The following is a 16,470-nucleotide window of genomic DNA, read 5'->3' as shown; positions in this document are numbered from 1 at the left end:
TCCCAGCGGCGGATTTGCCAGCTGTGGATAACCCTCAGAAAAGCGTCGGCGGCTCGGCCCGCAGCGGCATCGGCTCGGGCAGCGGGTCGAGCTCAGGCACCCGGGTGCGCACGTCGTCGTAGAAGCGCCGCGCCAGCGCGAGCGACTCGACGTTGTCGGGCGTGTGCAGGAAGACGGTCGGCGACCGCCCTTCCGACAACCAAGAGGCGGTCTGGTCGGCGAGATACTGCCAGCCGCGCGCGGTCACTTCGACATCATCGCGGCCGATGTAGCGCACGATCGGGTACTGCGTGAGCGCTCGCGTCCGCCGAGGTACCCGCGGCTTGCTCAGCCACGCCTCGCGTTCGCCGTAGCTTGAAGCGGGTGTTTCGAAGAGGGTGATCGTGTCGAAGGGCACCCACTCGGCGCCGACGCGGCCGAGGACTTGTTCGAGTTGCTGGGTCGATCGCTCGTCGGTGAAGAAGGCCGGATGGCGGACTTCGACGGCGTACCGGAAGGCCGACGGTGCTCGGTGCAGGAACGATGCCAGAGAGCCGAGCTCGGAGGGGCTGAAGGAAGGCGGTAGCTGGATCCACAGAGCGTGGGCGCGCGGGCCGAGGGGCTGCATGGCGTTGAGGAAGGTGCGCAGTTCGGCGTCGGCGGCGTCGTGGAGGCGGAGGTCGTGGGTGATGGTCTTCGGCAGTTTCAGGACGAAGCGGAAGTCAGGGGGCACTTGCGCGGCCCACATTTCGACGGTCGATCGGGCTGGTGTCGCATAGAAGGTGGTGTTGCCCTCGACCGCGTTGCACCAGGTCGCGTAGGCCTCGAGCCGCTCGGTGGCAGGCAGCGGATGCGGCAGGAACCGCCCGTTCCAGGGCGCGTGCGTCCACATCGCGCACCCCACATGCAGCCGCATGGACGGGACGTTACCGAAGCAGACCGACAACAAAACGCAGGGCCCCGCAACCGGTGAGGGTCGCGGGGCCCGGAGTACAGGGGGAGCGGGTCAGCGCTCGACCTCGCCCTTGATGAACTTCTCCACCAGGTCGCGGCAGACGTCGTCGGCGTACTGCTCCGGCGGCGACTTCATGAAGTACGACGAGGCGGACAGGATCGGGCCACCGACGCCACGGTCCTTGGCGATCTTCACCGCGCGGATCGCGTCGATGATGATGCCGGCCGAGTTCGGCGAGTCCCAGACCTCGAGCTTGTACTCCAGCGACAGCGGGACGTCACCGAAGTTGCGGCCCTCGAGCCGGATGAAGGCCCACTTGCGGTCGTCCAGCCAGGCCACGTAGTCCGATGGGCCGATGTGCACGTTGCGCGGGTCGATGTCGTCGACCAGCTGCGAGGTGACGGACTGGGTCTTGGAGATCTTCTTGGACTCCAGCCGCTCGCGCTCCAGCATGTTCTTGAAGTCCATGTTGCCGCCGACGTTGAGCTGGTAGGTCCGGTCGACGGTGACGCCGCGGTCCTCGAACAGCTTGGCCAGCACGCGGTGCGTGATGGTGGCGCCGATCTGCGACTTGATGTCGTCGCCGACGATCGGCACGCCCGCCGCGGTGAACTTGTCCGCCCACTCCTTGGTGCCGGCGATGAACACGGGCAGCGCGTTCACGAAGGCGACCTTGGCGTCGATGGCGCACTGGGCGTAGAACTTCGCCGCCTGCTCCGACCCGACCGGCAGGTAGCAGACCAGGACGTCGACCTGGGCCTCACGCAGCGCGGCGACGACGTCGACCGGCGAAGCGTCGGACTCGGTGATGGTCTCGCGGTAGTACTTGCCGAGGCCGTCCAGGGTGTGACCGCGCTGCACGGTGACGCCGGTCGGCGGCACGTCGCAGATCTTGATCGTGTTGTTCTCGCTGGCACCGATCGCGTCGGCGAGGTCGAGGCCGACCTTCTTGCCGTCCACGTCGAACGCGGCCACGAACTCCACGTCGCGGACGTGGTACTCACCGAACTGGACGTGCATCAGACCGGGGACGCGCTCGTCGGGCTTCGCGTCGCGGTAGTAGTGCACGCCTTGCACGAGCGAGCTGGCGCAGTTGCCGACACCGACGATCGCTACGCGGATCGAAGTCATCTGGAACTCCTTAGTTGGGGGGTGGAACAGGCGGTTGGTGCTCATCAGGGGGCCGCTGCCGGCTGCGTTCGCCGTCGATCAGCTCGTTCAGCCAGCGGACCTCGCGCTCGGCCGACTCCAGGCCGTGCCGTTGCAGCTCGAGGGTGTACGCGTCGACCCGCTCCGCGGTCCGGCTCATCGCGGCCCGGAAGTTGGCCAGCCGCTCCTCCATCCGGGCCCGTCGGCCCTCGAGGATGCGCAACCGGGTGGCCGGATCGGTCCGGCCGAAGAACGAGAACCGGACGCCGAACGTGTCGTCCTCCCACGCCGACGGACCGGCCTCACTCATCGCCTGAGCGAAGTAGTCCTTGCCGTCGGCCGTGATCGTGTAGACGATTTTCGGTCTCCGCCCGGCGTCCGGCGTACCGGCGTCGGCGGAGATCAGTCCGTTGCGGAGCATCGCCTTCAGGCACGGGTAGAGCGATCCGAACGACAGCACGCGTCCCCAGCCGAACTGGGCGTTGACGCGCTTGCGGAGCTCGTAACCGTGCATCGGCGCTTCGTGCAACAGGCCGAGTACGGCGAGTTCCAGGACTCCGCTGCGGTTTCCCATGACCCACCTCCCTCGACCCATTTTGTCATGCTTTGTCATGACGTGATGTATCGAGTTGATACATCGCTCCGCCACTGTAAGCACCGCGATCGGCTGTGGACAACTCCTGACAAAGGCGGACTTTGTCAGCTTCGTCACGACGCGCAGCCAGAAAACCTGTTACGTCAGGCGCTGATCTGCGTTAATCAGCTGACACAGAGTCGTGGTCCAGGAGCGGAGGGTCATGGCGGACAGCCATGGGAAGCACGCGAAACACGGCGCCGAGGGCGAGGGCCCGCTGGCCCGGACCGCTCTGCGCTTCACCGCCTTCACCGAGAAGTGGTTGCCGGACGCGTTCGGGTTCGTACTGGTCGGCACCTTCGTGGTGCTCCTGTTCGGCCTGGTCACCGGCGAGCCGCTGCTGAAGCGGCCGGACGATCCGGCGGCGACCAAGGGCTACGGTCTGGTGGACGCCTGGGGTCTGGGTTTCTGGAGCCTGATCACCTTCACGCTCCAGATGGCGATGATCATCATCGGCGGGTACGCCGTGGCCACCAGCCGGCCGGTCGCCCGAGTGATCGCCAGGCTGGCGCGCATCCCCAAGTCACCCCGTACTGCGGTCGCCTTCGTCGCGGCGATCGCGATGCTGGCGTCGTACCTCAACTGGGCCTTCAGCCTGATCTTCGCCGCCATCCTGGCTCGTGAGGTCGCCCGCAACGTTCCGAAGGCCGACTACCGAGCGCTGGGCGCCATGGCGTTCCTCGGGCTCGGCACAGTCTGGGCGCAGGGCCTGTCCGGCTCGGCAGCTCTGCAGGTCGCCAGCGCGAGTAGTAGCCCAGCCCCGGTGCAGGAGGTGATCCGCGAGGGCGGCCACCCCAGTGGAGTCATCCCGCTGAGCGACACGATCTTCACCTGGCAGGCGATCGCCGCCACGCTCCTTGTGTACGTCGTGGGCGTGGCGATGGCGTGGTTCATCGCACCGGGTGAGGGCAATTCCCGGACGGCCGAGGACATCGGCATCGAGCTCCGGCCGCTGTTCGGCAGGGGTTCTGCCTACAACGGGCAGCGGGTTGACGGGGCCGAGGACGAGAAGCGCAGACCCGGTGACTGGCTCGAGCACTCGCCACTGTTCAGCCTGCTGATCGTCGCGCTCGGCACGATCTATCTCGTCCGGTACTTCGACGGCAAGAACTTCTTCAGCGCACTGGACCTCAACACGGTCAACCTCATCCTCTTCCTGCTCGCCCTGTTGCTGCACTGGCGTCCTTGGCGGATGGCGCGCGCGGTGCGGGACGGCGCACCGGCGGCGGCCGGCGTACTGCTGCAGTTCCCCTTGTACGGCGGCATCTTCGGCATGATCGCGTACACCGGGATCTCCGCCCGATTGGCCGGGTGGCTGGTGCAGGCGAGCAACCAGGTGATCTTCCCGCCGCTGGTGGCGATCTACTCGTGCATCCTGGGGATCTTCGTGCCCAGTGGTGGCAGCAAGTGGGTGATCGAGGCGCCGTACGTGCTGGACGCGGCCAACCAGCTCAACGTGGACGCAGGCTGGATGGTGGTCGTGTACGACCTCGGGGAGGCCAGCGCCAACCTGCTGCAACCGTTCTGGATGCTGCCGACGCTGGCCATCCTCGGGCTCAAGGCCCGCGACATCATGGGCTACACGTTCACCATGTTCCTCGCCTGCTTCCCGGCGGCACTGATCGCGGTGACCCTCCTGGCGCCCCACATCACCGGGTGAATCCGGGGTAGTGATCAGTGTCTTACCGTAAGTGGCCGGTGGGCCGCTACGATCCAGGCGGAATAGGGAGCGTTACCACATCCGCCGTACGCTGGGGCGCAATGACTTCAGCGAGATCGTCGAGGATTGCACTGTGAGTGAAGCTCGTAGGAAGGCCCCTACCCGTGCGCGCGCCAAGAAACACTGGGCGCTGAGGGTGATGGGCTGGCTGCTGGCACTCTGCTTCCTCGGGGTGATCGGCGCCGTGGCCACCTTCTTCATCGGCTACCAAACCACCGAGATCCCGGACCCCAACAAGGAGTTCGCGGCCAACACGACCACGGTGTACTACTCGGACGGCAAGACCGTTCTCGGCACGTTCTACGACCAGAACCGGCGCTCCGTACCGCTGGAGCAGATCCCGAAGTACGTGCAGGACGCGATGATCGCCGCCGAGGACCGCACCTTCTGGACCAACCCGGGCATCTCGCCGTCCGGGATGGCGCGCGCCGCGTTCAACATTGCCCGCGGCAAGCAGTTGCAGGGTGGCTCGACGATCACCCAGCAGTACGTGAAGATCATGTACCTGACCCAGGAGCGGACCTTCTCCCGGAAGTTCAGCGAGCTCTTCATCGCCACCAAGCTGAGCCGCACGCAGGACAAGAAAGAGATCCTCGAGGGCTACCTGAACACCATCTACTTCGGTGAGGGCGCGTACGGCGTCGCCGCGGCCGGCGAGGCGTACTTCAGTAAGACGGATCCGAAGACCCTCAGCATCCCGGAGGCCGCCCTCCTCGCGACCGTGCTGAACAACCCGACCCGTTTCGATCCCGACGACAAGTCGGCGCACAAGCGGATCCTCGATCGGTACCGCTACGTCATCGACGGGATGCGTCAGAGCGGCACGATCTCGGAGGCCAAAGCAGCGCAGTACAGCGCGAAGCTGCCGCCGCTGAAGAAGAAGGAGAAGAGCAGCCGGTACCAGGGCCCGAGCGGATATCTGCTCGACATGGCTCGCCGGGAGCTGGCGAAGCTGGTTCCCGAGGACCAGATCAGTGGCGGCGGTCTGCGGGTCGTCACCACCTTCGACGTCGACCTGCAGAAGGCCATCGTGAAGGCCGGCCAGGAGGAGCTGCCGAAGAAGAACCGGGCGAACCTGCACGTCGGGCTCGCCTCGGTCCGGCCGGGCACCGGGCAGCTGGTAGCGATGTACGGCGGCCCTGACTATCTGAAGAGCCAGCTGAACTGGGCGACGCTGAAGGCCAGACCGGGGTCGTCCTTCAAGCCGTTCGCCGTCGCGGCCGCTCTGCTGGAGAAGCGGGGCATCTACGAGGTCTACCAAGGTGACAGTCCGATCGAGGTCCAGGGCAAGAAACTCAACAACGAGTTCGACCGGGACTACGGCGACGTCAACCTGCTCGAGGCGACCGAGGAGTCCATCAACACCGCCTTCTACGACCTGATCGACAAGCAGATGGAGGACGGCCCGGCGAAGTTGGTGAACGCCGCCGAGGCCGCGGGCATCCCGAAGACCAAGGAACTCGAGCGCGGCCGCGAGAACCCGTCGACGGTGCTCGGCCCGGATCCGTACGCATCCGCAGTCGACATGGCCAGCGCCTACGCGACGTTTGCCGCGAGCGGCAAGTACGTACCGGTACACACGCTGATGAGCGTCAGTGGGCCCAACTTCAAGCCCTGGACCGACCAGAACAAGATCATCAAGACGCAGGCCAAACAGGCCTTCCCGCCCGATGTCGCGAACATGGTCAACTACGTCCTGCAGAACGTGGTCGAGGAGGGCACCGGTGACGGCGCCAAGGAGCTGGGCCGTCCGGCCGCCGGCAAGACCGGCACCGCCGGTGGTGTCGCCTTCGAGCACCGCAAGAAGAACGCCGAGTGCGACGGCTGTCTGGACGGTAAGGACACGCTGACGTCGTGGTGGGCCGGGTACACGCCACAGCTGTCGACCGCGGTGGTGTACAGGGCCGGCAAGTTGGGTGAGTCCGACCTCGACCCGTTCAGCGACGATCCGGCGTTCTTCGGCGGTAACTGGCCGGTGAAGACCTGGCTGGCGTTCATGGAGCCGGCGCACGAGGGCTTGCCGGAGCAGGAGTTCCCCGAGCCGAACGAGGAAGAGGTCAAGGCCAGCCCGACGCCGACGCCGACCTACACGCCGACCCCGACGCTGACCCCGCCGCCTTCGAGTACCCCGCCGCCGCCGAGCTCGCCGCCACCGTCCTCCACGCCGCCGCCGTCGTCGAATACGCCGAAGCCGCCCAAGCCGTCGAACACCCCGACGAAGACGAAGCCGACCAAACCGACCTTCCCGACAATTCCCACCGGCCCACCGAGCACGGGCACGACTCCTCCACCAGAGGAATCCAACGAGGAATAGCTCCAGAGGACGGCACCCCACACCGGGGTGCCGTCGTCATTTTGTAGCCAGCCGCAACAACTTCCGGAACCGGTGGCGCCGGGAGGGCTGGACGGCTGTTCGACGGGCGAGGGGGATGGGGCACCATTGGGGGGTGACAGGCCCTGGGTGGTTCGGAGTGCAGTGGGTGGAGTCTGCGCGGGAACGAGCGTCTGGTGGTGGCTGAGCGGGCGGCTGGGGGCGAGCCGGAGCAGCGGGCGGTGGTGGAGCAGTCGCAGGGGGGTCGGCGGGCCAGAGGTGGGGCTGTGCTGGGGGTTCGGTGGCGGCCGGATGGGGTTGTGCGGGAGACGCTTGGGTGGTGGTTGGTCAGTCGGGTTGGGATCTTTCTGCTGTCCGTTTCGGCTCCGCTGCTGTTCAACTCGGGGAAGGACTACCCCGATGTGTGGCGCGCCTGGCTGCAGTGGGATGTCGCGCACTTCAAGGCGATAGCGGAGTTCGGCTACAACCGCGGTGAGCCGTCTGGTGCTCCGCTGGCAGCGTTCTTCCCAGGACTGCCGTACCTGATGCGTGTAGTCGGCTGGACCGGCATAGGCCCGATCGCGGGCGGTGTGGTGATCTCCCTGGTCGCCAGTGCCGTTGCAGGCGTCTACCTGGCCCGGCTGGCGCAGTACGAGTTTCCGCAGCTGACCAACTTCGGGCCGAAGGCGGCGCTGATCTGGTTCACGGCTCCGGTCGGGGTGTTTCTCGCCGCGCCGTACACCGAGGCGTTGTTCTGCGCCCTGGCCTTCCCCGGCTGGCTCGCGGCGCGCCAGGGGAAGTGGGGCAAGGCGGCGCTGTTCGTGGCGCTCGCGTGCACCGTCCGGGTCTCCGGCATCTTCCTCGCCGCCGCGCTCGTGGTCGAGTTCCTCACCTCGAAGAAGAGGGACTGGTACTCCGTACCGTGGCTGGCGTTGCCGGCTGTCCCGGTGCTCGGCTTCATGGCGTACCTGAAGCAGATCCACGGCTCCTGGTTCGCCTGGCAGGAAGCGCAGGAGAAGGGCTGGGCCCGTGAGTTCACCAAGCCGTGGACCTCGCTGGCCAACACTATCGATGCCGCGACCGAGGGCCACTTCTCGGGTGAGCGCAGCGACTGGACCTGGATGTTCCGGGCCGAGCTGGTCGCCCTCGTCGTCGGCCTGCTCCTCATTGTCTGGTTGCTCTGGCGTCATTCGTGGGGTGAAGCGGCCTGGGTGGCGGCCACGATCGCCGCGTTCGTCACCTCGTTCTGGATCTACTCTCTGACCCGCGCCACCTTGCTCTGGTGGCCGCTGTGGATCGGCCTGGCGGTGCTGGCCGAGCGAAGACCCTGGCTGGGCCGCCTCTACCTGGCGGTGGCAATACCCCTGGCAGCCATCTGGGCCGCCGCCTTCTTCACCGGCCACTGGGCCGGCTGAAACCCGCCACCTGAGTAAGCGTCGGCGCATTCGTACTAGGGCAGCCCGCCTGATTGTCCGGGATGTGGACAGTTTGGGCTCAAGGCAACCTCAGCGGAGTCTCGCTCGTCAGTAAAAGTGTTGGGGTGGCAGGCCGGGCGGGGTCGCCACCCCTCCATACTTCCCGGCCGACAGGCGCGGGCGTCCGGCGGAACCTCTCAGGGGCAGGTTCCGCCGGAAGTTTTTTGCCCAAAGGACGGTGGCGGCGGCCGCCCACGCCACCACCGGCCCCGGGGATCAGCCGTAGTTCCGGTTGATGGACTGGGACGGTGTCGGGCTCGGCTTGGTCTCGGCGACCCGCTTCTCGCTCGGGTGGATGCCCGCCTCGATGCCCTTCAGCGTCCCGAGCAGCTCGAGCTCGGCCAGCGTCACCCCGTCAGCCCCAGCCGCCGGAGTCATCACCAGCCGGTACTGCGTAAACGCCCTCGGCCCGGCAACGCTGAACGATCTCGTGTACGCCGGGAACGCCCACGTCTGGCCGCTCCGCTTGTCCACCTCGGTCCACGTCGTGCCTTCGTTCGACCCTTCCAGCGTCCACGCCGTCGGCGCAGTACCGGTCGTTCCGCTGGTCAGCGTGTACATCGTGACCGGCCGGCCCTGCTGCAGCTGAACCGTCACGGTCGGCTTCGCGCCGGCCAGCGTCACCTGCGTCTTCGAGTCGTTGTCGGTCAGTGCGGTGACGTCCACCCCACCAGCCGCGACGACGGCGCCGGAGTCCTCGGTCGAGTCGCGCCACGTCTTCGGGTCCTCGCCCGGAGTCGTGAGCGACGGCGGAGCATCGTTGCGGCCGGTGCCCCAGGTCGACGGCTGGTCGGTCATCTCGAACTCGATCTTGCCGCCGGAAGCAATCAGGTCGTGTGGCAGCGCGGTCGAGGTCCACTTCTTGCCGTTGACCTTGACGCCCTTCACGTACTTGTTCGCCGCATTGTTGTTCGGGGCGCTGACGGTCAGCTTCCTGCCGGTGCCCAGCCGCACCGTCGCCTTGGTGAACAGCGGCGCGCCGATCGCGTACGACGGCGAGCCCACCTGCAACGGGTAGAACCCGAGCATGCTGAACAGGTACCACGCGGACATCTCGCCGTTGTCCTCGTCGCCCGGGTAGCCCTGGCCGATCTCCGACCCGAGGTACAGCCGGTCGAGCACCTCCCGCACCTTCTCCTGCGTCTTGGAGGGCTGGCCAACAAAGTTGTACATGTACGCGATGTGGTGCGACGGCTGGTTGCTGTGGCCGTACTGGCCCATCCGCACGTCCCGCGCTTCGAGCATCTCGTGGATCGTGCCGCCGTACCCGCCGGTGTGCAACGCGTCCTCCGGCGTACTGAAGAACTCGTCGAGCTTCTTCGCGAGACCTTCGCGACCGCCGTACAGGGCAGCCAGGCCGGCGCCGTCCTGCGGAGTGGAGAAGGCCATGTTCCAGGCGTTCGTCTCGGTGTAGTCGTGACCCCAGTCGCGCGGGTCGAAGGTGGCCGGCGAGTGACCCCAGACGCCGTCGGGCCCCTTGCCCTGGAAGAAGTTCAGCGCCGGATCGAACAGCGTCACGTAGTTGCGCGCGCGGTTCAGGTAGTAGTCGTAGTTGTCGAGGTACTCCTGCCTGCGCGGGTCGCTCTTCTTCGCGGCGTCGTACAGCGCCTTCGACATGTTCGCGATGCCGTAGTCGTTGATGTAGCCGTCCATCGACCAGCTGAAGCCCTCACCGGTGGTGTTCGCGGTGTAGCCGTTGAACACCGAGCGGTCCAGGCCCTTGCGGCCGACGTTGTCCGAGGGCGGACGGGCCGATGCGTTCTTGAGGGCCGCGTCGTACGTCGCCTGGACGTCGATGCCCTTGATCCCCTTGAGATAGGCATCGGCGAACGCGACGTCCGAGCTGGTACCGACCATCAGGTTGGCATAACCCGGCGACGACCAGCGCGAGATCCAGCCGCCGTCCTTGTACTGCTGGACGAACCCGTTCACCAGGTCGTCAGCGGTGTCCTGCGAGAACAGGCTGTACGCCGGCCAGACGGTTCGGTAGGTGTCCCAGAACCCGTTGTTCACATAGGTCTGGCCGGACACGATCTTCGAGCCGGTCGTGGTGGGGGTGTCGGGCCCGACCTTGGGTGAGGTCGGCGACGCGTAGGTGATCACCGGGTTCCTCGCCGTACCGGTGTTCTCCGAGCCGTTGTTCGGGTAGAGGAACAGCCGGTACAGGTTCGAGTAGAGCGTGGTGAGCTGGTCCGTCGTCGCGCCTTCGACCTGGATCGTGCTGAGCTTGTCGTCCCACGCTTCCTGCGCCGCGTTGCGGACCTTCTCGAACCGGCTGCCCTCGGGCAGTTCGAGCTCGAGGTTCTTCTTCGCCTGTGCCGTACCGATCAGCGAGGTCGCCATCCGCAGCTGGACCTGCTTCACCTTCGGGTCGAAGGAGAAGTAGCCGCCGACGTTGGCGCCGCCCCCGTCGGCGAGCTTGCCGCTGGCAACTACTTTCTGGTCGACCACGCCGTACACGAACAACCGCCCGGCACCGGTGGACAGCCCGCTCTTCACGTCGCTGTAGCCGGTGACGACACCGGTCGCCGGGTCGAGAGTCAGGCCACCGAGGTTGCTGGTGTTGTCGAACACCAGCGAGGCCTTGCCCGCCGGGAACGAGAATCGCAGCATCGCCGCGTGGTCGGTCGGTGTCAGCTCGACCGCGTTGCCGTTGTCGAAGGTGACGCCGTAGTAGTACGGCCGGGCGATCTCGTTGTCGTGGCTGAACGCCCAGGCTCGCGCCTTGCGGTTCGCGGTCGGGGTGTCGGCAGTGGACGGCATCACCTGGAAGGTCTGCCGGTCACCCATCCACGGGCTGGGCTCGTGGCTGATCGAGAACGCCTGGATCTCCGGCTTGTTCTTGTCGTTGTTGCCCTTGGCATAGTCGTACAGCCAGGAGATCGAGCCGGCGTTCGTCACCGGCGTCCAGAAGTTGAAGCCGTGCGGTACGGCGGTCGCCGGGAAGTTGTTACCCCGGGAGAAGCCGCCGGTCGAGTTCGTCCCGCGGGTCGTGATGGCCAGGTCCGACGGGTGATGCCGGGCGATCTTCTGCGCGGCGGCGTCGGAGCTGGTCGCCTTGCTGATCCGGATGTCGTCGATCCAGCCGCGGAAGTCGGCCGGGCCGGACGGCTTGTCGTACCCGACCAGGATCCGGGTGACCGTCTTGCCGGCCGCCATCTTGCCCAAGTCGGCCTCGATGTTGTTCCACTGGTTCGTGGACAGACCCTTGGCGTCGCCCTGGCCGCGCGGGCTGAGCTCGAAGCCGTGGTGGTCCTTGGCCTTCAGATCGCTCAGGTAGGTGCCGTCGGAGAAGGCCAAATCCACAGCCGCGAACGTGCTCGGGTAGCTCAGGTCGCCCTCGACGTGCTCGGGGAAGATCTTGTAGCCGAGCTGGGTGTCCGGGCCGATCGTCAGGTCCACGTCGGCGATCTTGTTCCAGGTGTAGCCGCGGCCCTCGGCGGTCTGGTGACCGGCGTACCGGAAGCTCTTGACGCCGGTGAAGCCGGTCCGGGCGCGTGCGTTGTAGGCGCTGGTCGGGCCGGAGTCGAGGCGCGACTCGGCGTTCTCACCGGGTGGCGGCAGCGGGGCGCCGTTGGACAGGTACCAGTCGGCGAGCTGGACGATGTTGTCGCCATGGTTCAGCGTGACGTCGAACTTGAAGAACTTGTACGCCGTGTCGTTGCTGAACGTGTATTCCACGGTCTGGAAACGGGTGGCGAAGTCCTCGCCGGTCCGGCTGTCCAGCGTCGTCCAGGTGGTGCCGTCGTTCGAGCCGGACACGGTCCAGTTCTTCGGGTCGCGGCCGGGCGCGTCGTTGGCCGAGGTGAGCGCGTACTTGCGGATCACCACCGGCGCCGACGTCTCGTAGACCAGCCAGCCGGTCGGCTGGAACACCAGCCACTTGGTGAACTTGTCGCCGTCGGCCGCGTTGGTCGCGATCTCACCGCCACCGGTGTTCTCGCCGTTCGCGGTCACCTTGACGACCTTGTCCATCTCGCTGCCGCCGATCCCGGTCGGCGTCGGGCCGCGGACCCCGTCGGTCCGCGGTTTCCCGTCCGGACCGGTCTCGACCGTGTCGGTGTACCCGGGCTGAGGCTGGCCCGGCTCGAAGGAAGTGAAGAAGCTGGAACCGGCGACGGCCGGCTGCGCCTCGGCGGCCGGGTTTGCGTCGGAGGCGGCGCTGGCTGACGTCGATGAGGACATAGCAGTCATTGTCACAACAAGACCGAGGGACGTGACGAGCCCCAGTGGGCGGCGGAGTGGGCGGCGGAGATCCATCTACGCTCCTTGCACGACGAGCCCGGCGTACGGCGGTCGCCGCGTGCCGAAGATTTACGCGGCCCCGATGACAAGGTTGTCAGCCCGCGTCGGGGAGATCCTCCCTATCTGATCACCGATGGTCAAGAGTTCGTCGCACACCGTTCCGCTCGGCCGCCTGGTTCGGCGTCTCTGGCGAGCCGCCCGCTGCCCCGGCGGTAGGTTGCTGGGTATGGACGGATTCGGGGACAGGGTGCTCGTGACCGGCGCGGCCGGCTTCATCGGACGGGCCGTGGTGGCGGCCTTGCGGGCGCGGGACCTGCCGGTGACGGCGGTGGACCGGGAGCCGCCGGCCGAGTCGTGGGACGAGGGCGTCACCGCGATCACCGGTGACCTGGCCGAGCAGGAGGTCTGTATCGCGGCCTTCGAGACCCGGCCGCGCGCGGTGGTCCACCTGGCCGCCCTGACCTCGGTACTGCGCTCCGTCGACGCCCCGATGCGAACCTTCGCCGAGAACGTCACCATCACCCAGGTGCTGCTCGAGCTGTCCCGCGGCAGCGGCGTGGACAGCTTCGTGCTGGCCTCCACCAACGCGGTGGTCGGCGATGTGGGCACCGACACGATCACCGCCGGCCACCCGTTGCGCCCGCTCACGCCGTACGGCGCGACGAAGGCCGCGGGCGAGATGCTGCTCTCGGCGTACTCCGGTAGCTACGGGCTGGGGACGGCCGCACTGCGCTTCACCAACGTGTACGGCCCGGGCATGGCGCACAAGGACAGCTTCGTGCCGCGGATGATGCGCGCCGCACTGGCCGGCACCGGCGTCCAGGTCTATGGCGACGGCAAGCAGCGCCGGGACCTGGTGTACATCGACGACGTGGTCGCCGCCGTCCTGCTGGCCCTCGACACGCGCTTCGACGGCCGGGCCATCATCGGCTCGGGCGAGTCGGTCTCGGTGCTCGACCTGGTCGAGACAGTGCGTGCGGTGACGGGTGCCGCAGTACCGACTGAGCATGTGGAGGCGCCGGCTGGGGAGATGCCTGCTGTGGTGGTCGACGTGTCCGCCAGTGCGGAGACACTCGGCTACCGGCCCACGGTTTCGCTGGAGGACGGCCTGGCGCGGACGTGGCAGTACTTCCAGGCTCAGTAAGGCGGACCCTCCGGTCCCACTGGCTGCTCGCCATCCTCCTGGCGGCGGGCCTGGTCCTGCGTGTGCTGGCGACGGTCGCGTACCGCCCGGCCATCATCTACACCGACTCCGTGCAGTACCTGAACAACATGGAGGACCTGCGGCCGGACCAGCTCAACCCGATCGGCTACGACTTCGTACTCAAGCCACTGGTCGACCTCGGCGGCCTCACCGGCGTAGTGATCGTCCAGCACCTCGCAGGGCTGGCTATGGGCGTCGCCATCTACGCACTGGCTCGCAGGCTCACTGTCTACAGGTGGCTGGCGGCTCTAGCGGCAGCACCGATCCTGCTCGACGCCTACCAGGTGCAGATCGAGCAGAACATCATGGCCGAGACCACCTTCGACCTACTGCTCGTCGCGGCCCTCTGGACGTTGCTCGGCTGGGGCAAGCCGGGCTGGAAGCGAGCACTGGCGGCAGGCCTCCTCCTAGGCGCCGCCTTCGCAGTACGCACGATCGGACTCACCCTGATCGTCGCGGCGGTCCTCTACCTCGTTGTGGTCGGCTCCGACTGGCGCCATCACCGCACCAGGCTCGTACTGCGAACCGCTGCCGCGCTAGCCGGCTTCCTGGTGCTGTTCGGCGCCTATGTCGGCTACATCCACAGCGAAACCGGCAAGTGGGCCATCTCGGGCGCCGAGAACCAGGTCCTGTACGGCCGGACCGCTGTGGTCGCCGACTGCGCCAAGCTGCCGCTCAACGAGGGCACCAGGATGTTCTGCCCCAAGGAGCCACTAGGCCAGCGCCTGGGCGTCGACAAGTACGCCCACAACCACTACGGCGACCCGAGCTGGCCGGGCCCACTCCCACCCGGGACCACCAAGCAGCAGCTCGCCCAGGAGTTCAGCGCTCTGGTGATCCGGCACCAGCCGTTCGATGTCGCCGGGGCCGTGGTCAAGGACTTCCTCAAGGGCTTCGCGCTTAGCCGGACCACCTCGCCGGACGACGTACCCCTGGAGCGCTGGCAGTTCCAGCTGACCTACCCGAACCTGGACCAGCCCAACACGACCAAGGCCTCGCAGCTCTGGGGTGGAATGGACCCACACGTCAACCACGACGCAGCTGCAGTACTGCGGGCCTACCAGCTCAATGGCGGCTACACGTCGGGCCTGGCGCTCGGGATCGCAGTACTGATCGCACTGGCCGCAGTGGCCGGACTTGGCCGAGCAAAGCAGTCGGGGCTTCGCTCAGCGGCACTACTGCCGGCCGCTGCAGGGGTGATCTTGTTGCTGGGGTCTGCGGCCTTCGAGTTCTCCTGGCGCTACCAGCTGCCGGGGCTGGTGCTCTTCCCGCTGGCTGGAGCGATCGGGTTGCGGGCCATCCTGGGCAAGGATCAGGCGCGGCCGCCGCTGGGGAGCTACCCGGACCAGACTGATTCCGAGGCTCTGGCCGACTTCAGGGACAGACATGGCGTCGTGGTTTTCGCGCCGGTGGTTGTGGTGATTGCGGCGTACAACGAAGCCAGGGGCATCGGGGCTGTGCTGGCAGACATGCCCAAGACGTGTGCTGGGTTGCCGGTCGACGTACTCGTCGTGGCGGATGGTGCCGAGGACAACACGGCCGAGATCGCTGCGGAACATGGTGCCTTCGTTTGTGTTGCCCCGCGCAACCGTGGGCAAGGTGCCGCGCTTCGGCTCGGCTATCACCTGGCGGGACAGGGCGGAGCGGAGTACGTCGTCACGACGGATGCGGACGGGCAGTACGACAACAGTGAGCTCGAGGTGCTGTTGCAGCCGATCCTGGACGGTAAGGCGGACTTCGTCACGGGCTCACGCCGGCTGGGCGAAGAGGACGCGGACAGCAGGCTGCGGTGGCTCGGGGTGCGCGTATTCGCCGCCTTGGCGTCGATTCTGACCCGCCGACGGCTGACCGACACGTCGTTCGGGTTCCGCGCGATGCGGGCGGCGCTGGCCTGCGAGGTGACGCTGCGCGAGCCGCAGTACCAGTCGTCGGAGCTGCTGCTCGGAGTACTGGCCAGTGGTGCCCGTGTGGTCGAGTTGCCGATGACCATGCGGCGTCGCGGCGACGGGACGAGCAAGAAGGGGCCGGGACTCGTCTATGGCGCCAACTACGCGCGGGTGATGCTCACGACTTGGTGGCGGGAGTACGTGCCACGCACAGTACGGTTTGGCCGAAAGGAACGCGCACCCGACGCTCCACCGCCCGCGTGACCGGTACGACGAACCTGTCGTAGATCGCCACCAGCCTGGGGTTTGGTGCCGTGGTCCCACCACGGCGAACCGCTGCCCACCAGGCGATCCCACCCAACAAGTTGACCGGCTTCGCCACCTCCACCCGCAGCCCGGCCCGCAGTACTGCGTCGCTCACGGTGGCCGGGGTATAGCGGCGATAATGCCCGACGCGACGGTCGAATTCGCCGTACAGCTGCTGGTAACCGGGCACCCACAAAATGATGCTGCCACCCGGTACGACGAGTTTCGCCAACGCGGCAAGGGCTCCCGCGTCGTCCTCGAGGTGTTCCAGCACGTTGACCGCGATCACCGACTCCACCGGTTCGGCCAGAGTGAATTCGTTGCCGAGGACAAACTGTTTCGCCTGGACCTCGGGGCGGTCGCTGAAGCGCTTGTCCAGCAGGGAAACCGCGCCGGGATCCGCGTCGGTGACGACCAACCGGTCCAGACCGGTCAGGCCGGCCGCGAACTCGCCGAGTCCCGCGCCGACCTCGAGCACGGAGCGCCCGCAGTACGGGGTGATCAATTCTCTTTGGTAGCGGCGATAACGCGGCTGATCGGCGCCGCCCTGCTCGAGGCTGCGGCCGGTGGCGTTGCTGAAGGCTCCGTCGTTTTGTTGCATCCAGC

10 protein-coding genes are annotated in these 16,470 nt (G+C 67.0%); 5 read left to right on the top strand and 5 right to left on the bottom strand.

The features are described from left to right. Positions 1–34: 34 nt before the first annotated feature. The 3 genes from ACQPYM_RS41495 to ACQPYM_RS41485 form a co-directional block, all read right to left on the bottom strand. Positions 35–895: a DUF72 domain-containing protein gene (locus ACQPYM_RS41495; protein WP_433012720.1), complete on the bottom strand. Its 861-nt coding sequence runs from the start codon at positions 893–895 to the stop codon at positions 35–37. Positions 896–985: 90 nt separating this feature from the next. Then, positions 986–2,065: an inositol-3-phosphate synthase gene (locus tag ACQPYM_RS41490; RefSeq protein WP_433012717.1), complete on the bottom strand. Its 1,080-nt coding sequence runs from the start codon at positions 2,063–2,065 to the stop codon at positions 986–988. Positions 2,066–2,075: 10 nt separating this feature from the next. Then, a complete protein-coding gene (locus ACQPYM_RS41485) occupies positions 2,076–2,657 on the bottom strand; it encodes a helix-turn-helix transcriptional regulator (RefSeq protein ID WP_433012714.1) in 582 nt (193 codons plus the stop codon). Between the two features lie 223 nt (positions 2,658–2,880). On the opposite strand from ACQPYM_RS41485, the gene ACQPYM_RS41480 reads away from it, so the two are divergent. The 3 genes from ACQPYM_RS41480 (at position 2,881) to ACQPYM_RS41470 (ending at position 8,163) form a co-directional block, all read left to right on the top strand. Next, on the top strand, positions 2,881–4,377 hold the full coding sequence (locus tag ACQPYM_RS41480) for a short-chain fatty acid transporter (RefSeq protein ID WP_433012712.1): 1,497 nt from the start codon (positions 2,881–2,883) through the stop codon (positions 4,375–4,377). A gap of 133 nt (positions 4,378–4,510) precedes the next feature. Beyond that, positions 4,511–6,751, top strand: a complete 2,241-nt coding sequence (locus ACQPYM_RS41475) for a transglycosylase domain-containing protein (RefSeq protein ID WP_433012710.1) — start codon at positions 4,511–4,513, stop codon at positions 6,749–6,751. 341 nt (positions 6,752–7,092) lie between these two features. After that, positions 7,093–8,163, top strand: coding sequence for a mannosyltransferase family protein (locus ACQPYM_RS41470; RefSeq protein WP_433012707.1), 1,071 nt, complete (start codon positions 7,093–7,095; stop codon positions 8,161–8,163). A 276-nt stretch (positions 8,164–8,439) separates the two neighbouring features. On the opposite strand, the gene ACQPYM_RS41465 is transcribed toward ACQPYM_RS41470, so the two are convergent. Continuing rightward, on the bottom strand, positions 8,440–12,408 hold the full coding sequence (locus tag ACQPYM_RS41465) for a GH92 family glycosyl hydrolase (protein ID WP_433012704.1): 3,969 nt from the start codon (positions 12,406–12,408) through the stop codon (positions 8,440–8,442). Positions 12,409–12,694: 286 nt separating this feature from the next. On the opposite strand from ACQPYM_RS41465, the gene ACQPYM_RS41460 reads away from it, so the two are divergent. Further along, positions 12,695–13,612: an NAD-dependent epimerase/dehydratase family protein gene (locus tag ACQPYM_RS41460; protein ID WP_433012701.1), complete on the top strand. Its 918-nt coding sequence runs from the start codon at positions 12,695–12,697 to the stop codon at positions 13,610–13,612. Then, positions 13,588–15,822, top strand: coding sequence for a glycosyltransferase family 2 protein (locus ACQPYM_RS41455; protein WP_433012698.1), 2,235 nt, complete (start codon positions 13,588–13,590; stop codon positions 15,820–15,822). Before ACQPYM_RS41460 ends, ACQPYM_RS41455 begins: the two co-directional genes overlap by 25 nt. On the opposite strand, the gene ACQPYM_RS41450 is transcribed toward ACQPYM_RS41455, so the two are convergent. After that, positions 15,737–16,465 carry a class I SAM-dependent methyltransferase gene (locus tag ACQPYM_RS41450; protein WP_433012695.1) on the bottom strand — a complete coding sequence of 243 codons (729 nt, stop codon included), beginning with the start codon at positions 16,463–16,465 and terminating at the stop codon, positions 15,737–15,739. The two genes, ACQPYM_RS41455 and ACQPYM_RS41450, sit on opposite strands and share 86 nt — an antisense overlap. Positions 16,466–16,470 lie beyond the last annotated feature (5 nt).

The organism is Kribbella sp. CA-294648 (assembly GCF_050943845.1).
Lineage (GTDB): Bacteria > Actinomycetota > Actinomycetes > Propionibacteriales > Kribbellaceae > Kribbella.
The sequence above is the reverse complement of the archived record's forward strand: the minus strand, read 5'-3'. Positions and strand labels throughout refer to the sequence as shown.

Excerpts from the sequence above, each read along its gene's own strand:
- ACQPYM_RS41460 (WP_433012701.1), top strand. The coding sequence starts at position 12,695 with ATGGACGGATTCGGGGACAGGGTGCTCGTGACCGGCGCGGCCGGCTTC.
- ACQPYM_RS41490 (WP_433012717.1), bottom strand. The coding sequence starts at position 2,065 with ATGACTTCGATCCGCGTAGCGATCGTCGGTGTCGGCAACTGCGCCAGC.
- ACQPYM_RS41495 (WP_433012720.1), bottom strand. The coding sequence starts at position 895 with ATGCGGCTGCATGTGGGGTGCGCGATGTGGACGCACGCGCCCTGGAAC.
- ACQPYM_RS41480 (WP_433012712.1), top strand. The coding sequence starts at position 2,881 with ATGGCGGACAGCCATGGGAAGCACGCGAAACACGGCGCCGAGGGCGAG.
- ACQPYM_RS41485 (WP_433012714.1), bottom strand. The coding sequence starts at position 2,657 with ATGGGAAACCGCAGCGGAGTCCTGGAACTCGCCGTACTCGGCCTGTTG.
- ACQPYM_RS41465 (WP_433012704.1), bottom strand. The coding sequence starts at position 12,408 with ATGTCCTCATCGACGTCAGCCAGCGCCGCCTCCGACGCAAACCCGGCC.
- ACQPYM_RS41450 (WP_433012695.1), bottom strand. The coding sequence starts at position 16,465 with ATGCAACAAAACGACGGAGCCTTCAGCAACGCCACCGGCCGCAGCCTC.